We start from the raw sequence: 19,152 nt of genomic DNA, 5'->3' as shown, positions 1-19,152 counted from the left end.
CGTACGGTGGCCCGATCGGCGTCGGTGACCGTCTGCCGATCGTTCCGGCGTGGATCCCTGCCGATCCACACAGGAAGGCGTCTCGTGTGGACGCTCGGCTTGCGGCAGATGTAACTTTGCAGACAGCGCAAAAATCGTTCGACTGCGCTCTCGTACCCGGGAGACCGAAGACCATGACCCAGACGGCGACCGCACCCGCGGCACCCACCACGGCGTCCAACGTCGTGATGAACCACCGACAGATCCTGCTCGTGATCTACGGCCTGATGGCCGGCATGTTCCTCGGTGCCCTCGACCAGACGATCGTCGGCACCGCGATCCGCACGATCGGTGACGACCTGCACGGCCTCGACCAGCAGGCCTGGGTCACGACGGCGTACCTGATCGCATCGACGATCACCACGCCGATCTACGGCAAGCTCTCCGACATCTTCGGCCGCCGCCCGCTGTTCCTGACCGCGATCGGCATCTTCATCATCGGGTCGTTCCTGGCGTCGTTCTCCAGCTCGATGCTCATGCTCGCCGGGTTCCGCGCGCTGCAGGGCCTGGGCGCCGGTGGTCTGATGTCGCTGCCGCTCGCGATCATGGGCGACATGCTCGCCCCGCGTGAGCGTGCCAAGTACCAGGGCTACTTCCTGGCCGTGTTCGGCATCTCGAGCGTCATCGGCCCGCTGGTCGGTGGCCTGTTCGCCGGTGCGAACCAGATCCTGTTCGTGGCCGGCTGGCGCTGGGTGTTCCTGATCAACGTGCCGGTGGGCATCATCGCGCTCGCGATGGTCCTGACCTTCCTGCACCTGCCGAAGTTCGGTGACCGCGGCAAGCCCCGCATCGACTGGTGGGGTGCCTCGCTGGTCATCGTCACCCTCGTCCCGCTGCTGCTGATCGCCGAGCAGGGCCGCGAGTGGGGCTGGGACTCCCCCGGTGCCATCGCCTGCTACCTGGTGGGCGCGCTCGGCCTGGTCGGCTTCATCATCGTCGAACGGGCGATGGGCGACGACGCGATCCTGCCGCTCAAGCTGTTCGGCTCGGGCGTCTTCTCGATGGCCGCGATCCTGTCCGTCCTGGTCGGCTTCGGCATGTTCGGCGCCATGCTGACCATCCCGCTGTACCTGCAGATCGTCAAGGGTGTGACCCCGACCGAGTCCGGCTTCGCCATGTTGCCGATGGTGCTCGGGTTGATGATCTCGTCGATCGCATCGGGTCAGATCATCTCGCGCACCGGCAAGTACCGGCTGTTCCCGGTGACCGGCACCGCCTTCACAGCCATCGGCTTCACGGTGCTCACGTTCCTGACGGCCGACCGCCCGCTGTGGTTCCTGATGACGGGCATGTTCTTGATCGGCCTCGGCCTGGGGCAGCTCATGCAGACGCTGACGCTGGCCGCGCAGGGCTCGGTCTCGCCCCGGGACATCGGTGTCGCCACGAGTGCGGCGACGTTCTTCCGGCAGATCGGCGGCACGATGGGCACCGCGGTGCTGCTGTCGGTGCTGTTCACCCTGATGCCGACGAACATCACGACGGCCATGCAGAACAAGTCCGACCTGTCGAGCGCCCTCAACGCGGCCCTGACACCGTCGGTCGCCAGCGCGTCCGACAACAAGGGCGTCATGGACAAGATCTGGACGAAGATCGTCGACCCGGTCAAGCAGAACGTGCAGTCCGGTCTCGACAAGGGCACGGCGGCCGCCAAGCAGGCAGCGGACCAGGCCGTCACCCAGAAGGTGACCGCCGCCGTCCAGGCCCAGGTCGCCGCGGGGACCGTGCCCGCAGCCGCCGAGCAGACGATCATCGACCAGCAGGTCGCCGACGCCACTCCCGCGGCTGAACGGCAGGCCCTGGCCACCGCAGCCGGCAAGGCGAACGCCGAGGTCGTCGACGGCAAGCTCCAGATCGACTACTCGAACGCCTCGCAGCGCAAGAACGTCGTCGACGAGGTCGCCCCGACCCTGATCAAGCAGCTCAAGAGCGGCAACTCTGCGGCCAGCTCCTCGTCGAACTCGGCGACGAGCGACACGTCGTTCCTGAACGGTGCCGACAAGCGCCTGACCCGCCCGTTCCTGGTCGGCTTCAGCGCCTCGACGGTCACGGTGTACTTCGTCGGACTGGGCGTCATCCTGATCGCCTTCATCCTGACGTGGTTCTTCCGCGTCCCGGCGCTGCGGAAGACCTCCGCACTGCAGGAGCAGGCCGACACGGCTCGCGCCGCCGCCAGCGGTGGTGCCGACGGTGACGACCACGACCGTCTGACCGTCGACGCCCAGGGCTCGGCGGCGAACACGGGCTCGCTCGTGTCACCCGACACCGGGTCGATGCACGTCGTCCCGACCTCACCCGACGTGCCGGCCCAGCCGCGGTCCGCCCGGTCCACCGAGACACCCCACGTGTCGGTGCTGCCGGACGACACCCGCGCACCGCTGCCCGACGCGCCCACGCACGGCGCCCACTCGGCAGCAGCACCGATCGACGAACCGCCGACCACCACGGGTGCCATCCGCGCCCACCGCGCGGCGCACGCCGCAGTGGCGGACCGGCCGGACCAGACGTCGACCGGAACCGACGCTGCCCAGGCGAGCGGGGCCTCCCGTCTCGACGAGAGCGGCCACGCGCACGGCCGTCACTCGGCCGAGTAGCCGCACCCGTTCCACCCACGACGAAGCCGCTGTCAGCAGACAGCGGCTTCGTCGTCGTGTGCACCATTCCGGTGCGGCGTCGGGTGTCCCGTCAGGAACGCTCCTGCTTCCGAAGCTGCGCGTAGTCGCCCGCCGCACAGGCCGACGTCCCGGTCACCGTGTCGCCGCCGCCCAGGTCCGACGAGCGGAACCCGATGTTCGCGATGGCTGTCCCCCGGCCGTCGAGCCCCACGTACGACTCGTCGTCGGTCGCGAACCGGGTCGTCTCGAGGCCCTCGGAGCGCCACAGGTGCTCGAGGGTCGCGATGTCCCGGGCAGCGTCACCCCGCCCCGATCGAGCGGCGATGACCGTGTAGTTGATGCCTGCCCCGTCCCCGTGCTCGTCCTTGCAGGTGCCGAGCCTGGGCCCCACCTGCGTGGTCCACGTCCCACCCAGTGCAGTGGTCGTGTCGTCCACGAGCCGCTGGATGCTGCGCTTCGCGTCGTCGGGCTGTCGTGTGGGTCGGGCCTGCATCTGTCCTCCTGAACATCCGGCCGCAGCGCCGACGACCACGATCGTCACCGCCGCGAGCGGGATCCGGTGGTGCATGCCTAGCATCCTGGCAGACACGTCCGGCGCAGACCCGGAGGTCAGCCGAGTGCGCTCGGATCGGCGGGCGCACCGCCCGTCACCGCGCACGTGACCTGCACGATCGAGGCGGTGCCGTCGTCGTCGGGCACCCCACCCGCGACGACCGTCACGGGGTCACCGGCGTGCAGTTCGGCGCTCACGACCAGGTCGTGCGGGTCCTCGAGCGGCCCGTCGCTGTCGTCGACCAGGAACTGGACGGAGGCGTCGGTGCAGTCCGCCTCCGGGTGCAGCACCCAGCCGACGCAGCCGGAGGCGTCACAGCCCTCGGGCCACTCGCTGTCCGCGATCGGGTCGTCGCTCTCGCCGGTGACCAGCCGGTGCGGCAACGCCGTGGCGCACGTGGTGGCCTCGATGCCGCTGTAGTCCTCGTCGCCGGGTTCGGCGATGTACAGCGGCCGGTCCTTCGACACCTGGACCGTGCGGCGCACCGTGCGGGTGTCGTCGCCGGTCAGGGTGTCCGCGAAACCGATGGTCACCTCGAGGTTGCAGGTCTTGGTGCTCGTGACCTGCCAGGTCCAGCAGCCGCCGTCGCCCGGGGTCGTGCCACACGTGTCGTCCCAGGCGTCGTCGTCCTCGGTCACGGTGACGGTGCCGTCGTCAGAGGTGAAGGGCGCCGCGGTGTCCGGGGCGTCGCCACCGGCCCCGTCCTGCATCCCACGGGCGATCGTCTGGCCGGTGTCCAGCGCGCGGACCGCGACGGGGGCGACTCCCGCGCCGGCCCCGACGACGAGTGCGACCGCAGCCAGCACCACGGTGACGCCGGTCGCGGTCCGGGAGGCGCGCAGGAAGCCCGCCGCCGACACGGGGCGTGCCGAGCGGACTGCGGGCGCCTCGAGCGGGGCCGCGGTCTCGACACCCCACGCGGCGGCAGTCCACGCCGCGATCACCTGGTCGGCACGCAGGTCGGGTCGCGCGGCACGGGCGTGCTCGAGCACGGCGCCGGACCGTCGCGCCGCCGACTCGGCAGCCAGGGCACGCTCGGTCGTCGCCGCCAGGTCCCACCACCGCACGCACGGCACCACCCAGAGCGCAGCACCGAGCGCGAGCGGCACGAGCGCGAACACCGCGGGGGCATCCGATGCCGTGAGCACGACGGCCAGGACGATGCCGAGCGCGAGCAGCCCGACGCCGACACCGCCGACGGCAACCAGGCGACGAGCGGCGGCGGGCATCGCCGCACGGAACGCGCGGCGGTCGGCCTGCCAGAACCGCCAGCCCGCGGGCGCCGTCGGGACACCGGGCACGGGAGTCCACTGCGGGCCCGGGACGGCGAGCTGGTGGAGTGCCACCCACTCGGCCGAGGGTGTCGGCCACCCGGGCGGAGTGCGGAACCGGAACGGCGGGGTCTGGGCATCGTGCTGCTGCGTCACGGAGTGACTGTAACGGGACGTCCAGCGGGTGCACAGGCCCTTCTTCGGGGCCCGGGCGTAGCGTCGCCGGCATGGCACTCGACGTCCGGAACGACACCGATCAGCAGCAGTACTCCCTCGTCGACGACGGCCAGGTGATCGGCTTCGCGGCGTACGAGACCGACGGTGACGAGATCCGCTTCGTGCACACCGAGGTCGACCCGGCGCACCGCGGTGGCGGATACGCGTCGATCCTGGTGCAGCACGCCCTCGACGACGTCCGGTCGGGCTCGTCGTTGCGCGTCGTCCCGCAGTGCAGCTACGTCGCAGCGTGGATCGAGCGGCACCCGGACTACCAGGAGCTCACCACGCGCTGATGCGCTCAGTACGAGCGGTCGTGCGTGCCCGGGCGGGCTTCGTGCCGTCCGGTCTTCGCACTGCGGACCGCCGGCACCCGGATCAGCACCGAGCCGCTCAGCAGGTCGTGGTCGTGCTCGCTCGGAGTCGGTGCTTCGCGAGGCAGGCGCGACTGCCGTTCGTACTCGGCCTGCGTCTCGTGCCGGGTCGGGGCGAAGACCTCGTCCATCATCGTGCCGATGCCGCCGGATCCCCCGCTGCTGGTCGACTTGTTCGACAGGTCGATCCACCCCGCGCGATCGGCGATCCACGTCACGACGACTGCTGCAGCCATCGCCCCCAGGAGGATCAACCAGTTCACGCGATCGAGGCTACGTCGGCCGGGGGGACGGGACATCCGCCGCGCGGGTGATTCTCACGATCCACCGGGCTGCTTCATCGGGATGACATCCACACTGGAGGCTCGGCGGCCGGGATCCCCCCTCTCTCGGCCGCCGACCCACGCCGGGATCCCCACCGAACGGCTCGGCCGCCGACCCATTTCGGCTCGGCCGCCGGCCCACAGTCGCTCGGCTCAGGGCACGCGCTCGAGCCACTCCTTCGTCGCGAACTTCGACGCCACGAGTTCCCGCGCCCGCGCCCGCTCGTCGGCGGTGACCGCACCCGGCGTCGCCTTGTACCGCGCCGTGAACGTGGCGATGAGCGAGTCGATGATCGCCGCCCGCGACAACCCGGTCTGCGACCGCAGCGGATCGACCCGCTTCGCCGCCGAGGTGGTCCCCTTGTCGCTCATCTTCTCGCGGCCGATGCGCAGCACCTGCACCATCTTCTCGCCGTCCATGTCGTAGCTCATGGTCGCGTGGTGCAGCAGCGCACCGGTGCCGAGCCGCTTCTGTGCGGCGCCGCCGATCTTGCCCTTGGCCGAGGTGATGTCGTTGAGCGGCTGGTAGTACGCGTCGATGCCCAGGGACTTCAGCGCCTCGATCACCCACTCGTCCAGGAACGCGTACGAGTCGGCGAAGGTCATGCCCTGCACCAGGTCGGTCGGCACGTACAGCGAGTACGAGATGATCGCGCCGGCGTCCATGAACATCGCCCCGCCGCCCGAGATCCGCCGGACAACCTGCACGCCGTACTTCGCGGCACCTTCGGGGTCGACCTCGTTCTTGAGCGACTGGAACGACCCGATGACGACCGCGGGCTCGTCCCACTCCCAGATGCGCAGGGTCGGGCGGCGGCGTCCGGCCCCCACTTCCTCGGTCAGCACCTGGTCGAGCGCAAGGTGCTCGTTCGGGCTGATCGCCCCCTCGTGGATGACCTCCCAGTCGTGGTCGAGCCACGTCGACGCCCGCGACAGCGCCCGTCGCACCGCGACCCCGACGGACTCGGGCGTGAAGCCGAGCAGCACGGCGTCGGCGGGCAGCGCCGCCCGGACGGCGGCCGCGATGCCGGCGGCGTCGGTGGTGGCCGGCAGCCCCTCGACCGCGGCGTCGATCAGCGGCAGCGCGTCGTCCGGTTCGAGGAAGAAGTCCCCCGCCAGACGGAACTGCCGGATGGTGTCGTCCTCGACCTGCAGGTCGACGACGACGAGCTTGCCACCCGGGACCTTGTACTCACCATGCACGTCGCAAGCCTATTCCTGCGGTCGCCACCACATCGCGAAACCGGAGGCGCGGATCACGCGCGCCGACCGGCTCGCCTGATCTGGGCCTCCAGTCCGTCAGCCCGGCAGCTGCTTCGCCATGTACTCCGCACGCTCGCGGACGACGTGCGTCTGGTCCGCGTCGTCGACGTAGGTGTACTCGTACTCCTCGACGTCGCCGATGGGGACGTACCCGAGCCGGCGGTACAGACGGCGCGCTCCGTCGTTGTCGTCGCTGACCCCGACGCGGATCGCACCGGCCGGCAGCGCGAGGTGCTCAGCCGCCCGGAGGAGCATCGTCCCGACGCCACGACCACGCATGTCCTCATCGACGCGCAGGTTCCGCGCTTCCGGCACGGGCTCGCGGGTCACCTCGACCGAGCCGACCGGCACGGCACCGTTCCAGGCGACGAGGACCACCAGCTCCCCCGCTTCCTGCTGTGCGGCGGCGGCGCGCACGTAGTTGCGGGTCGGCGGCTCTCGCGCGGCGACGAGTTCGATGTCCTCGGGTCGGAGCTGGCGCACCCGCGCGGACGCCCCCTCGACCAGATCGCTCGTGACGTCATCGCTCATCGGGTCATCTCCTCTCGGGACCATTGGCCGTCGTCCGATTGCCACGCTCTCTGGATGGACATGCAGAGGATCATCGCCGTGGCCGCCACGAGCACCCAGGCAAGCAACGCCGGTGCTGTCCCCCAGGTATCCGTGAGGAGGCCACCACCGACAGCGGCGACCGGAATCACGCCGATCGTGACGACGCGGGAGGCGGCCGTGACCCTCGCCACCGCAGCGAGGTGCACTTCTCTGGCGGCCAGAGTCGCAGCCGCGATCCCGAGGATCGTGATGGTCGCGCTCCACCCCACATCGTGCGCAATCAAGAGCGGGACAGCCCATCCCGGAGCGAGAGAAGCGACGAGTGGCAGAACAGCAAACGCCAGCTGCGCCACCGAGGTCGACATGAAGATCTGACTCGATGACCACCTGTTGAGCACTGCCGGGGCGACGAGGGCCGCGCACAAGGCTGTTGCCGCCCCCACCGATGACAATGCTCCGTACACGACCGGGGACAGCTGCAGGACCTGGAGGACGAGCACGACCAAGACGGTGTCACCCATCCCGAGGCCAGCGTTCGTGGCGGCCAACAGGATGACGACGCAGCGAAGACGTCGATTCAGCCAGATGATCCTGAAGCCCAGAAACACCTCGGACAGCCTCGCCGATGTCCGTGCCTGCGCATGCTCTTGCGTCTGCGCAGGAATGACTGCACGGTCGGTCGATCGCGATGGGCTCGATGTGCTGAGCACCAGCGCGGTTCCCACAGCGCAGACCAACGACGACATGGCCGCTACCAGCAAGGGAAGCCCCAAGCCGCGCGCGAGAAAGAATCCCACCAGCGCCGGAACTGCCAGCGACGCCACTTTGTCCGTCGCCTCCATGAAAGCAATCAGCCGCGTCATCGTGGAGCCTGCCCGCGACAGCTCCCGAGCAGCAATCAGTTGACCGAGCTCCGACACCACCCCGAAGCACGCCACAGCCGCGACGAACAGGATGGTGGCGATCCCGTCGAAGCCGACCACCGCGAAGACCAGCCCGGCGGCCAGCCCCAGGGCGAGCTTCGCCGACATCGCAACCGGCAGGACCCACCGGAACCCGACGCGGTCGAGCAGCAGCGACGTCGGCACCGCAATCACGACGACGACGGTCGACTCGACAGCGTTCAGGACTCCGAGTTCCGTCGCCGCCATCCCTCCGAGGACTGCCAGCACGGTGATCGTGTCGGCCAGTACACGTGAGCCCACCGCGTCGGTCAGGTTGTGAGCGATCAGCAGACGCCCTGGCGAGCGGGTCACCACCCCGTCAGACGCCATGACCAGCTGTCCGCCTGATGACGAAGGTCCCTTTCGGAGGGATGGCCAGAGTGCCAACGATCATCTTGGATCCGCGACGGGGTCGCCACGAGACTTCGAAGTCGGCTGTAAGGGGGATGAGGAAGTCCTGAAGACAGTCGAGCGCTGCCCGCTGAGCAGGACAGCTCCGTGTGCCAAGGCCGAAAGTCAGATCACGCTTCCCGGCACCCTCGCCGAATCGACTCGGGCGGAAGTCATCCGGCAGGTGGAAGGCCTTCGGGTCCCGGTTCGCTGCGAACAGGTTCAACAGGAGCTCGTCACCCTGCTCGACTCGAACACCGCCGACTGTCATCCCCTTCGTGACGTCTCGGCTCAACCGGCAAGCGGGCGTGCGGAGGCGCAGGGATTCGCGAACGTAGTCGCGGACCGGAACGCCGGGAAAACGTGCCACACCTCGGTCGGATTGATCCATGAGAAGCCACTCCATCGCGCTCCCGGTGAACCCCACTGTTGAGAGCACGAGTCGAAAGAACACCTCCGCGGCCTCCTCGAGCGTTTCGGTCACTGAAAGCGCAATGTCCAAGTAGTCCCGGCACGGGGTGGACATCTCAGTCCCGATGAGTTCCTTCTCCAGAGCGCGCCGGAGCGGCACTAGATGACGATAATGACTTCGAGGACGATGCTGGACATCATCAGGGATGATCGATTGCTGCACATACGCATGTGCAAGGTCGCCGATCGACCGGGATCTCCCTCGACATATCTGACGACGAAAGTACTCGAACACGAGGGTCTGACCGATCCCACGACTCGGAAGCCTCATGCCGACCTTCCGGGAGAGGATCGAACGGGCGAGGTGGGGACGCTCGCTACTGGACTCGTGCAGCAGACGACGAAGTTCCGCCGATGCAGAGCGCACCGCCGCCTGCGGGAGCGAGCGTTGCCCGATCCGGAAGAAACCCGAGTCGAATGCAGTCTTCGATGCAGAATCGATCAACGCATCACGAACGGATTCCTCTGAGGCGAGGATCACGCAACCTGACGATACCCGACGGTCCCCGCGCCATGAGCTGAGCACATGAGGGTTGACCAATCGAGTCTCCAACCAACGCCGCACGACGTGCCTTTCTCGAAGTATGTCGACCCGAGCGGAAGATCCGCTCGGGTCGACACGAGGATCACAGTCCGCCGTACTGATTGCGGTACTTGAATCGACCAAAGGATCGCGCCATCGCAGAACGCACCGAGTTCTTCAGGATTGCCATGTGATCACCCCCTTTCGCGTGATGCAAAAGAAGTTAGCACGATCGGGATGAGCCGGAATAGCTGGCAAATGTTATTCTTTTTCCAGCCACGGACCGCGCCCCGAGCACGAGACAAGACACCAGGCGAGGCTCGACGTGTTGGCACCGGTCGGAGTCGATGTCTGCGCGGCTCATCCGGGCGATGGCCACCGGTCCAGCCTGTCGGTCAGGTGACCGGTGACTTCGTCGCCGTTCTTCGCGCTGTGGACCGCGCGCTGGGCGCTCTGGTGCCCGCCCTGAGCACGTGCCGCTGGGTGGCCTGGCACGCATCGGACTGGAGGCGCGTGGCGGCGCCGCCATGCGCCTCCAGTCCGGTCCATGGTCACCGCCGGTCGCGTTCCGTCACACGTCGCGGCCCGGGGCGTGCGCGCGGCGGATGACGAACCATCCGAGGGTGACCGCGGTGGCCGTCCGGTCGGGCACGGTCAACGACCGACGACCCGACCGAGCCACGTCACCAGGTCGGCCACGACCTCGTCGCGGTTGGTCTCGTTGTAGATCTCGTGCCGGGCACCCTCGTACACGTGGACGGTCACGTCGCTCAGCCCGCCGCGACCCCGGTAGGCCTTCGCGAGCCGTTCGACCGAGCGCGGGCCGCCCAGGCTGTCCTCGGAGCCGACCTGCAGCAGCATCGGGACGTCGTGCTCGATGTGCCGTCGCGGGACGCCGAGCAGCCGCAGGGCGTCGACCACGCCGAACAGCTTGACGACGTTCGCGTCGACCACGAGCGGGTCGGCGGCCATCGCGTCGACGATCGCCCGGTCGCGGCTGAGCCACTCGAACCGGGTCGGGCCGAGCGCTGCGTGCCGGCGGTTCAGGTCGCCGCTGTTCATCGTGCCGGGCAGCCGGTACGCGGTGGCAGACAGGACCACCCCGTCGTAGGCACGGCTGGTCGTGTTGACGATCCGCTGCGCCATCAGCGATCCCAGCGAGTGTCCGAGCAGCACCAGCGGCACGCCGGGGGTCTCCTGCCGGGCGATGCGCGAGGTCTGCTCGACGGCGGCGATCGCGGCACGCAACCCGCCGGGGCCCAGCCGGCCGAGCTTGGCGTGGTCGCCGTCCCACTGGGCCAGGCCGGTGCGCCCGTGCCCGCGGTGGTCGTTCGCGACGACCGTGTACCCGGCACGGACCAGGTCCTGCGCCAGCCGCTCGTACCGCAGGGCGTACTCGCCGACGCCGTGGGCGATCTGCACGACGCCCTTGGGCCGCCCCGCACGCCAGGTCGAGTACACGATCTCGATCCCGTGCGGATCGACGAACGACGCATCGCCGCGGGCAGCTGAGTAGGTCGGCACGTGAGCATCTTGGCAGACCCGCGCACCTGTTCACCCTGCGTTCACCCGGCCGCTCACGCCCGGGCCTAGCGTCACCGCCATGGACGTCCTCGTCATCGTCGTGCTCGTGATCGTGGTGGCCCTCGTGTTCGACTTCACGAACGGGTTCCACGACACCGCCAACGCCATGGCCACGTCGGTCGCAACCGGGGCGCTCAAGCCCCGGACCGCCGTGCTCATCTCCGCCGTCCTGAACCTGGTCGGCGCGTTCCTGTCCACCGAGGTCGCCAAGACCGTCTCGCAGGGCATCATCCGCGAGGGCCAGGACGGCATCCACATCAGCCCGACGATGATCTTCGCCGGACTGGTCGGGGCCGTGCTGTGGAACCTCGCCACCTGGTACTTCGGCCTGCCGTCGTCGTCCACCCACGCTCTGTTCGGCGGGCTGATCGGTGCGTCGATCATCGGCGCCGGGCTCAACTCCGTCGACTGGGCGACCGTCGTGTCGAAGGTCGTGCTGCCGGCACTGCTGTCGCCGGTGATCGCGGGCGTGATCGCCCTCGTCGCGACGTTCATCGCCTACCGGCTCACGAAGAACGCGACGACGCACGGTGCGGCCACCGGCTTCCGGCACGGCCAGACGATCTCCGCCTCGCTCGTGTCGCTCGCGCACGGCACCAACGACGCGCAGAAGACGATGGGTGTCATCACACTGACCCTCATCACCGCGAACTACCAGGACGCCGGCACCGGCCCCGCGCTCTGGGTGATCCTGGCCTGCGGACTCGCGATCGCCCTCGGCACCTACATGGGCGGCTGGCGCATCATGCAGACCGTCGGCAAGAAGATCTCGGACGTGCAGTCCCCGCAGGGCTTCGCGGCCGAGACCAGCTCCGCGGCGACGATCCTGGTGTCGTCGCACCTGGGCTTCGCGCTCTCGACCACCCACGTCACCAGTGGCTCGGTCGTCGGCTCCGGCCTCGGCAAGAAGCTCGCCGACGTGCACTGGGGCGTCGTCGGTCGCATCGTGATCGCCTGGGTGATCACGCTCCCCGCCGCCGCACTGGTCGGCGGTCTTGCCACATGGCTGGCCTCGACCTCGGTGATCGGGCTCGTGCTCGTCGCGGTCCTGGCACTCGCAGCCGGCCTGACGTTCTACGCCCTGGCCAAGCGCAAGCCGATCTCGGCCGCCGACATCCACGAGGGCACCACGGAGCGCGAGCCCGTGGCCGCCACGAAGAACTGAGAGGCACGACGATGACCATCGACTTCGGGGCCATCGGCACGGTAGCGGGCGTCGGCTTCGTGGCCGCCGTCGGCGTGGTGCTGCTCTACACGCTCGGTCTGCGCTTCCTGAGCACCGGACAGCCCGCCGACGCCGGCGGCGAGCGCACCCAGTACTCGGAGGAGACCCCGCGCTCCGGCACGACGCCGCTCGGAGCGATGGCCGCCGCGGTCGTGTGCTTCGCGCTGTGCGCCGCTGCGGTGCTGTACGGGATCTGGCTGACGATCCCGCAGTTCCACCAGTAGCGGGACCCGCCGGGTCACCCGCCTGACAGGATCGACGGGTGACCCACCACAGGATCGATGCCTCGTCCGACACCGTCGCCGACGTGTTCGACGCGGAGCGCGCGCCCGTGCTCCGCGTCGGACCGGGTGACACCGTGACCGTCCGGACGCTCAACGCCGCCGGCTACACCGAGCGGTTGGCCGAGGCCGGTGCCGAGGCGCCGACGCTCATCCCCTCGCGACGCGGCCACTGCCTGGTCGGGCCGATCGCCGTGACCGGTGCCCGGCCCGGGCAGGTGCTCGCCGTCCGCTTCGACGACCTGGTGCCGGACGACTGGGGCTACACGGCGTCCGGCGGCGTGGACAGCCCGGTCACCCGGGCGCTCGGGCTGACGGACCCGGCGTCGCGCGGACCGCTGCTGTGGGAGGTCGACGCTGCCGCCGGGACCGCACGCAACCAGCTCGGGCTGGGCGTCCGCACGGCGCCGTTCCTCGGCGTGGTCGGGCTGCCGCCGGAACCCACTGGCGAGCACTCGACGATCCCGCCGCGGCCGGTCGGCGGCGGCAACATCGACTGCCGCGAGCTCGTGGCCGGCGCGACGCTGTACCTGCCCGTCACCGTGCCCGACGCGCTGCTGTCGGTCGGGGACGGCCACGCGGCCCAGGGCGACGGCGAGGTCTCGGGCACCGCGGTCGAGTGCGGGATGACCACCACGATGACGCTCGCGCTGCTGGACCCGGCCCCCGTCGCCGGCATCCACGCCGACACTCCGGCCGGACGGATCACGTTCGGGTTCGACGCCGACCTGAACACCGCCACGACGACCGCGCTCGACGCCGTGGTCGACTGGATCGCCGGTGAGCACGACATCACCCGCGCCGAGGCCCTGGCGATGGCCAGCGTCACCGTCAGCATGCGGGTGACCCAGGTGGCGAACCGCACGTGGGGCGTGCACGCGCTGCTGCCCCACGACGCGATCACCCGGTGAGTCGGCCCGGCGACGCAACCGGCGGACGGACAGGAGGCCCTGCGCACGTCCCCGACGTCGGGGACGTGCGCAGGGCCTCCTGTCCGGACCCCCGCGTCAGTGGGCGGAGTAGCCGCCGTCCACCAGGTGGTAGCTGCCCGAGATGAACGAGGCCTTGTCGCTCAGCAGGAACAGCACGAGCGCCGCGACCTCGGCGTCGGTGCCGAGCCGACCGGCCGCGTGCTCGGACTCGAGCGCCGACAGCGCATCGGCCGACAGCGACGAGCGCACGAGCGGGGTGTCGATGAAGCCCGGGCCGACGGCGTTCGTGCGGACGCCCTGTGACGTGTACTCGAGCGCGGCGACCTTGGTCAGACCGACCAGCGCGTGCTTCGATGCCACGTAGGCGGCGTTCTGCGCGAGGCCGACCGAGCCGAGAACGCTCGACATGTTGACGATCGCCCCACCACCGGCGGCCAGCATCGCGGGGATCTCGTAGCGCATGCCGTAGAAGACGCCGTCCAGGTCGACCGACCGCACGCGGTCCCACGCGGCGATGTCGTACTCGCCGATCGGCTGGGGTGCAGCGCCGATGCCGGCGTTGTTCACGGCGAGGTGCAGTGCGCCGTAGGTGTCGACCGCGAACCGGACCATGCGCTCGTCGTCGGCGGCGACGGCCGAGTTCGCCTCGAACGCGACCGCGGTGCCGCCCGCTCCCTCGATCGACGCGACGACGCGCTGGGCGCCGTCGAGCTTGATGTCGGTGACGACGACCTTCGCGCCCGCTGCCGCGAGCTCCTTCGCGATGGCTTCGCCGATGCCGCTGCCGCCACCGGTGACGATGGCGACCTTGCCCTCGAACTCGGACATTGTGTGCTTCTCTCTGCTCAGCTGTGGACAACACCTGTTGCCTATGCGGGGAACGATACTCCTCCACTCGGCATTCCGACCCCAACCAGTTCGTTCGCTGAACTAATGAGGTAGGCTAACGACCGTGACGACGACCAGCGCGCCGCACCCGTCGCTCAGCACGGATCTGCGCGTCGCGGTGAACCGGCTCTCGCGCACCCTGCGTGCACAGAAGGCCGACTCGAGCGTCAGCGACGCGATGTTCTCGGCCCTCGCTCGACTGCACCGCGACGGACCGATGACCCTCGCCGACCTCAGCCGCGGCGACGGCGTGACACCCCCGTCCATGACCAAGACGGTCGCGGCGCTCATCGACCGCGGTCTGGTGTCCAAGGGCGACCACGGCGACGACCGCCGCAAGGTGCTCATCGGCGCGACACCGGCCGGGGCCGACTTCGTCGTCGAGACCCGCCGACGCCGCGACGACTGGCTGTCGCCGAAGCTCGCCGTGCTCACCCCCGCCGAACGCCGCGTCCTGACCGACGCCACCGAGATCATGAGGAGGCTGGCCCACCAGTGACGGCCATGTTCCGGTCCCTGTCGGGACGCAACTACCGCATCTGGTTCGCCGGTGCCCTGGTGTCGAACATCGGCACCTGGATGCAGCGGACCGCGCAGGACTGGATCGTCCTGACGCAGCTCACCCACGACAACGCCATCGCGGTCGGCATCACGATGGCACTGCAGTTCGGCCCCCAGCTGGTGCTGCTGCCCTGGACCGGCCTGGTGGCCGACCGCTTCGATCGCCGCCGCACGCTCATGGTCACCCAGGCCCTGATGGGCATGCTCGGGCTCGGCCTGGGGATCATGGTCGTCACGGACACCGCCACCCTGCTGTGGCTGTACACGTTCGCGCTGGCCCTCGGCATCGTCGCCGCGTTCGACACCCCGGTCCGGCAGGCGTTCGTGTCCGACGTCGTCACGGGCGAACACGTCTCGAACGCCGTCGCGCTGAACTCCGCGTCGTTCAACGCCGCCCGGCTCATCGGCCCCGCCGTCGCCGGCGTGCTCATCGCCGCGATCGGGTCCGGCTGGGTGTTCATCATCAACGCGGCCTCGTTCGCCGCGGTCCTCGGCGCCCTGAAGTTCGTGGACCCGGAACAGCTCGCCGACCGCATCCGGGCAAAGCGCGGCAAGGGCCAGATCCTGGCGGGCTTCCGGTACGTCCGCACCCGCCCCGACATCATCGTCGTGCTCTGCATGATCTTCGTCGTCGGCACGTTCGGCGTGAACTTCCCCATCTTCACCTCGACCATGGCGCGCGTCGAGTTCCACAAGGGCGCCGGCGAGTTCGGCCTGCTCAACTCCGTCATGGCGATCGGCTCCGTGCTCGGCGCCCTGCTGTCCGCCCGCCGTGAGCGCCCCCGCATGCGTCTGCTCGTCGTCGCCAGTGCGGGCTTCGGCCTGGCGTGCACCGCGGCCGCGTTCGCCCCGACCTACTGGTCCTTCGCGATCGTGCTGATGTTCGTCGGCCTGGCGTCGCTGACGTTCATGACCACCGCGAACGCCCTGGTGCAGACCACGACGAAGCCCGCGATGCGCGGTCGTGTGATGGCGCTCTACATGGCGATCTTCGCGGGCGGCACCCCGATCGGCGCGCCCATCGTCGGCGCGATCGCCGATGCGTGGGGTCCCCGCTGGGCGATCGGCGTCGGTGCGGCCTCCGGGTTCGTGGCACTCGCCATCGCGCTCGTCTGGCTCGTCCGCTACCAGCACTTCCGGCTGCGGTACGACGCCGACACCCGCCTGCACCTGGCCGTCACGCACTCGATCCCGGTGATCAGCCCGCGTGCCGCTCGCGCCGCCCTCCGCCAGGACCTGGCACGCGACGAGGCCGTCTCCAGCCGTTCCAGCGGCGTCTGACCCACGGACCGGTCGCGACCACCCCCGGACAGGAGGCCCGGTGCGGGCCGGCACCGGGCCTCCTGTCCGTCGTCTGGTCGCGTCTGGATTCGCAGCCCGACCGGCGCACTCAGCCCGCGGCTGCCCCGGCGAACACGTGCTCGTCGAGCGCGCGTGCCACCCGGTCCGCCACCGAGGCGAGTCGCCGTCCGGCCGGGCGGGCCGCCTCGACCGCGTCTGCCGGCAGGATCGTCCGGAGCGCCGCGCCCGCCTCCCGCAGCTCGGCGAGCCCCTCGGGCACCAGCGCGGGTGCCACGTCCGCCAGGCACGCCTCGGCACGCTGCGTCAGGAACAGCACCGACCGCGGACAGTGCCCGTCGAGCAGCAGGAACGCCGCAGCCTCCGACGCCGGTGCGCCCGGCCGGGCCTCGCGATGGAAGGCCTCGCCGACACCGCACGCGCGCAGCGCGGTCGCCCACGACCGCCCGGACTCGGGGTCGAGCAGCTCGGATGCCAGCAGCCGTGCGGTGGCGGCACACCGTGCGAGCGACCGACCGAGCGTGAAGAACTCCCAGACCTCGTCGCGGCTGGCGTCCCCCTCGACGACGCCCACGGCCAGGGCGCTCCGTTCCCGCACCCACGCCAGGAACTCGTGTTCACGTCCGGCGGCGATCTTGCGCGGCAGCCGCGAGCGCGTGACGTTGAGCGCGTCCCACAGCTCGGTGGAGACGACGTCACGCGCACGCCGGGCGTCGTCGCGCGCCACGGCGACCGCGTTCGCGATCGACGCGGGCTCGTGCCGGTCGAGCGCCAGCAGCTCGAGCGTCGCGGTGGCGTCCAGCACCGAACGCGGGGTCACGGCCGCGCCGGCCACGACCCGGAGCTCCCGCGCGATCACCGGGTCTGCCGGGCCGCTCGTCGCGTCGGGCTTGGCCAGGTACGCGTCGAGCAACCGGGCGATCACGTCGGCGCGTTCGACGGCCGCCCCCACCCGGAACACGCTCCCCGCGAGTCCGCTCAGCACCGCTGCTCCTGCATGCGGCGAACCTACTGACCCCGCGTTGCGACGGTGTTTCCGAGCCGCGTCACGGGTGTTGCAGGCGCGCAGACCGGCTGTCGTGGACGCGCAGACCGGCTGTCTGCTGTGCGAGACCACCTCGCTCGCTAGACAACCTAACTAGAGCGTCTAGCATTGGGCCATGTCTTCCGAGGTGACGACGCACACCGCGGGGTTCTGGTACGGCGATGGATCCCGGGTCGATGCAGTCGACGTGCTCAACGCCCTCCGTCGCTACCGCACGGCCGAGAGCGCCGCGCAGCGTCGTGCGCGCGAGGCTCTCGGCATCGGTGAGAACGCCCTGCTCGCGCTGCGTCTGCTGATCGAGGCCGAGACCGCCGGTCGCACCACGAACGCCAAGGAACTCGCCGAGCGACTCGGCATCACGCCCGCGTCGACCTCGGCGCTCGTGGACCGCCTGGTCCGCAGCGGTCACGTCGAACGGCGTCCCGACCCGGACGACCGCCGCGGCGTGATCCTCAGCGCCTCCGGGTCCTCGATGCGGCAGGCCATCCGGGTCATCGACGACCTCGACTCCCGCACGCTCGAGGTCGCCGAGCACCTGCCCGGGGACGACATGGCCGTCATCGTGGACTTCCTCGACGAGATGACCTCGGTGGTCGACGAGATCGACGCCGACCGTGCGGCCGCCAGCAGCAGCGACGGCGACGGCATGCGCGCACCTCGTCGCGCGTAGCGTGTCCACATGACCCAGACGCGTCCGCACGAGCCCGAGGACGACATGCCCTTCGCCGAGCTCGACGCACGCGCCCGGGCCGACGCGGCACTCCGGCGCATCCGTGACGGCAGCGATCCCGCGCGCGAGGCCTTCGACCTGGCCAACACCATGAACGACGAGGCCGTCGGTCGGCTCAGGGCGACGCTCCGGCGCTGGTTCCGCCGGTAGCGCACGGGTCCCCCAGGCGCTTCGACCCCGTCACTTCCTGCTGGTCCGGGTCAGTTCTTCGTGAACGCCGTGCCGACCGCCGCGATGTCGTCGGCACCGTGTCCGGCTGCGCTGGCGTCGGCGTAGACCCGGCCGAGCGCTTCGAGCAGCGTCGTGGACACCCCGGTCGACCGTGCGGCATCGGTGATCAGCCCGATGTCCTTCCGGAGTCCGTCGAGCGCGAACTGCGCCGGGAACTCCCCCGCCAGCATCGACTCGCCCTTGGTGTGCGCGTAGGCGGAGTCGCTGGCCGAGCCCGCGATCGCCTGCAGGAACAGCGCCGGGTCGATACCGAGCCCCCGGGCCACGGCGAGCGACTGGCCGGTCGCGGCGGTGATCGACGCGATCCATGCGTTCGCCGCGAGCTTCAGCGCGGTGCCGTCGCCGACGCGCTCACCGGCGCGGACGGTCTTGGCGCCGACGGCGTCGAGCACGGGCTGGATCCGGTCGATCGTCGCAGCGGGTCCGGCAGCGAGCATCGTGAGCTTCCCCTGCTCGGCGGGGGCCTTGGTGCCGAGCATCATCGCCTCGACCAGGTCGATGCCGTACTTCTGCGCGAGCTGCACCACGGTCTCGGTGCCCTCGACGCCCACCGTCGAGCACTGCACCCAGACGGCGTCGGTCGGCGCCTCGCCCGCTGCCTGTTCGAGGACGTCCACGACGGCATCGGTGTCGAACAGGGTCAGCAGGACGACCTCGGCATCCGACACCGCGGCACCGGCGTCGGTCGCGACGGTCGCTCCGTGGTCACCGAGCGGCCGGGCGCGCTCCGGACTCCGGTTCCACACCGTGACCTGGTGGCCCTCGCGGAGGAGCGACTGCGCCACCCCGGCTCCCATGGCTCCTGTACCCAGCACCGTCACGCGCACGTCTGACTCCGTCCCGCC

20 protein-coding genes are annotated in these 19,152 nt (G+C 70.1%); 9 read left to right on the top strand and 11 right to left on the bottom strand.

The window, feature by feature from the left end; translation table 11 throughout:
- Positions 1-173 precede the first annotated feature (173 nt).
- Positions 174-2,630, top strand: a complete 2,457-nt coding sequence (locus MT346_RS16230) for an MDR family MFS transporter (protein WP_243564127.1) — start codon at positions 174-176, stop codon at positions 2,628-2,630.
- Between the two features lie 91 nt (positions 2,631-2,721).
- Here the strand turns inward: MT346_RS16230 and MT346_RS16225 are convergent, their stop codons facing one another.
- Both MT346_RS16225 and MT346_RS16220 read right to left on the bottom strand, forming a co-directional pair.
- On the bottom strand, positions 2,722-3,219 hold the full coding sequence (locus tag MT346_RS16225; protein WP_243564126.1) for a hypothetical protein: 498 nt from the start codon (positions 3,217-3,219) through the stop codon (positions 2,722-2,724).
- A 41-nt stretch (positions 3,220-3,260) separates the two neighbouring features.
- On the bottom strand, positions 3,261-4,631 hold the full coding sequence (locus MT346_RS16220) for a hypothetical protein (protein ID WP_243564125.1): 1,371 nt from the start codon (positions 4,629-4,631) through the stop codon (positions 3,261-3,263).
- A 71-nt stretch (positions 4,632-4,702) separates the two neighbouring features.
- On the opposite strand from MT346_RS16220, the gene MT346_RS16215 reads away from it, so the two are divergent.
- Positions 4,703-4,987, top strand: coding sequence for a GNAT family N-acetyltransferase (locus MT346_RS16215; RefSeq protein ID WP_243564124.1), 285 nt, complete (start codon positions 4,703-4,705; stop codon positions 4,985-4,987).
- 5 nt (positions 4,988-4,992) lie between these two features.
- Here the strand turns inward: MT346_RS16215 and MT346_RS16210 are convergent, their stop codons facing one another.
- From MT346_RS16210 to MT346_RS16185, 6 genes are all read right to left on the bottom strand, one after another.
- A complete protein-coding gene (locus MT346_RS16210) occupies positions 4,993-5,328 on the bottom strand; it encodes a hypothetical protein (RefSeq protein ID WP_243564123.1) in 336 nt (111 codons plus the stop codon).
- Between the two features lie 213 nt (positions 5,329-5,541).
- Entirely contained in the window at positions 5,542-6,591 is a 1,050-nt protein-coding gene (locus tag MT346_RS16205; protein WP_243564122.1) for a biotin/lipoate A/B protein ligase family protein, read from the bottom strand.
- Between the two features lie 96 nt (positions 6,592-6,687).
- The gene (locus tag MT346_RS16200) at positions 6,688-7,182 is read right to left on the bottom strand and encodes a GNAT family N-acetyltransferase (protein WP_243564121.1); all 495 of its coding nucleotides are present in this window, start codon (positions 7,180-7,182) and stop codon (positions 6,688-6,690) included.
- Positions 7,179-8,477 carry an MFS transporter gene (locus MT346_RS16195; RefSeq protein ID WP_243564120.1) on the bottom strand — a complete coding sequence of 433 codons (1,299 nt, stop codon included), beginning with the start codon at positions 8,475-8,477 and terminating at the stop codon, positions 7,179-7,181. Before MT346_RS16195 ends, MT346_RS16200 begins: the two co-directional genes overlap by 4 nt.
- Positions 8,467-9,489: a cytochrome P450 gene (locus tag MT346_RS18500; protein WP_243564119.1), complete on the bottom strand. Its 1,023-nt coding sequence runs from the start codon at positions 9,487-9,489 to the stop codon at positions 8,467-8,469. Before MT346_RS18500 ends, MT346_RS16195 begins: the two co-directional genes overlap by 11 nt.
- A gap of 696 nt (positions 9,490-10,185) precedes the next feature.
- A complete protein-coding gene (locus MT346_RS16185; protein WP_243564118.1) occupies positions 10,186-11,055 on the bottom strand; it encodes an alpha/beta fold hydrolase in 870 nt (289 codons plus the stop codon).
- 79 nt (positions 11,056-11,134) lie between these two features.
- On the opposite strand from MT346_RS16185, the gene MT346_RS16180 reads away from it, so the two are divergent.
- Genes MT346_RS16180 through MT346_RS16170 form a run of 3 tightly spaced genes read left to right on the top strand, consistent with a single transcriptional unit; the run spans position 11,135 to position 13,532 of the window.
- On the top strand, positions 11,135-12,280 hold the full coding sequence (locus tag MT346_RS16180) for an inorganic phosphate transporter (protein ID WP_243564117.1): 1,146 nt from the start codon (positions 11,135-11,137) through the stop codon (positions 12,278-12,280).
- Between the two features lie 11 nt (positions 12,281-12,291).
- Complete coding sequence (locus MT346_RS16175) at positions 12,292-12,564, top strand: hypothetical protein (RefSeq protein ID WP_243564116.1); 273 nt, start codon at positions 12,292-12,294, stop codon at positions 12,562-12,564.
- Positions 12,565-12,602: 38 nt separating this feature from the next.
- Complete coding sequence (locus tag MT346_RS16170) at positions 12,603-13,532, top strand: acetamidase/formamidase family protein (RefSeq protein ID WP_243564115.1); 930 nt, start codon at positions 12,603-12,605, stop codon at positions 13,530-13,532.
- A 96-nt stretch (positions 13,533-13,628) separates the two neighbouring features.
- Here the strand turns inward: MT346_RS16170 and MT346_RS16165 are convergent, their stop codons facing one another.
- A complete protein-coding gene (locus MT346_RS16165) occupies positions 13,629-14,381 on the bottom strand; it encodes an SDR family NAD(P)-dependent oxidoreductase (RefSeq protein WP_243564114.1) in 753 nt (250 codons plus the stop codon).
- A gap of 124 nt (positions 14,382-14,505) precedes the next feature.
- On the opposite strand from MT346_RS16165, the gene MT346_RS16160 reads away from it, so the two are divergent.
- Positions 14,506-14,940: a MarR family transcriptional regulator gene (locus tag MT346_RS16160; protein ID WP_243564113.1), complete on the top strand. Its 435-nt coding sequence runs from the start codon at positions 14,506-14,508 to the stop codon at positions 14,938-14,940.
- The gene (locus tag MT346_RS16155; protein ID WP_243564112.1) at positions 14,937-16,283 is read left to right on the top strand and encodes an MFS transporter; all 1,347 of its coding nucleotides are present in this window, start codon (positions 14,937-14,939) and stop codon (positions 16,281-16,283) included. The genes MT346_RS16160 and MT346_RS16155 overlap by 4 nt, the downstream gene beginning before the upstream one ends.
- 109 nt (positions 16,284-16,392) lie before the next feature.
- Here the strand turns inward: MT346_RS16155 and MT346_RS16150 are convergent, their stop codons facing one another.
- Positions 16,393-17,286: an alpha-E domain-containing protein gene (locus tag MT346_RS16150; protein WP_243564111.1), complete on the bottom strand. Its 894-nt coding sequence runs from the start codon at positions 17,284-17,286 to the stop codon at positions 16,393-16,395.
- Positions 17,287-17,461: 175 nt separating this feature from the next.
- Between MT346_RS16150 and MT346_RS16145 the strand changes: the two genes are divergently transcribed.
- Positions 17,462-18,016: a MarR family winged helix-turn-helix transcriptional regulator gene (locus tag MT346_RS16145; RefSeq protein WP_243564110.1), complete on the top strand. Its 555-nt coding sequence runs from the start codon at positions 17,462-17,464 to the stop codon at positions 18,014-18,016.
- A 9-nt stretch (positions 18,017-18,025) separates the two neighbouring features.
- Positions 18,026-18,226: a hypothetical protein gene (locus tag MT346_RS16140; RefSeq protein ID WP_243564109.1), complete on the top strand. Its 201-nt coding sequence runs from the start codon at positions 18,026-18,028 to the stop codon at positions 18,224-18,226.
- Positions 18,227-18,276: 50 nt separating this feature from the next.
- Here the strand turns inward: MT346_RS16140 and MT346_RS16135 are convergent, their stop codons facing one another.
- Positions 18,277-19,128 carry an NAD(P)-dependent oxidoreductase gene (locus MT346_RS16135; protein ID WP_308221917.1) on the bottom strand — a complete coding sequence of 284 codons (852 nt, stop codon included), beginning with the start codon at positions 19,126-19,128 and terminating at the stop codon, positions 18,277-18,279.
- Positions 19,129-19,152: the final 24 nt, after the last annotated feature.

Origin of the sequence: Curtobacterium sp. VKM Ac-2922, from assembly GCF_022815645.1 — a bacterium.
In the GTDB taxonomy this organism is placed as follows: Bacteria; Actinomycetota; Actinomycetes; order Actinomycetales; family Microbacteriaceae; genus Curtobacterium.
The sequence above is the reverse complement of the archived record's forward strand: the minus strand, read 5'-3'. Positions and strand labels throughout refer to the sequence as shown.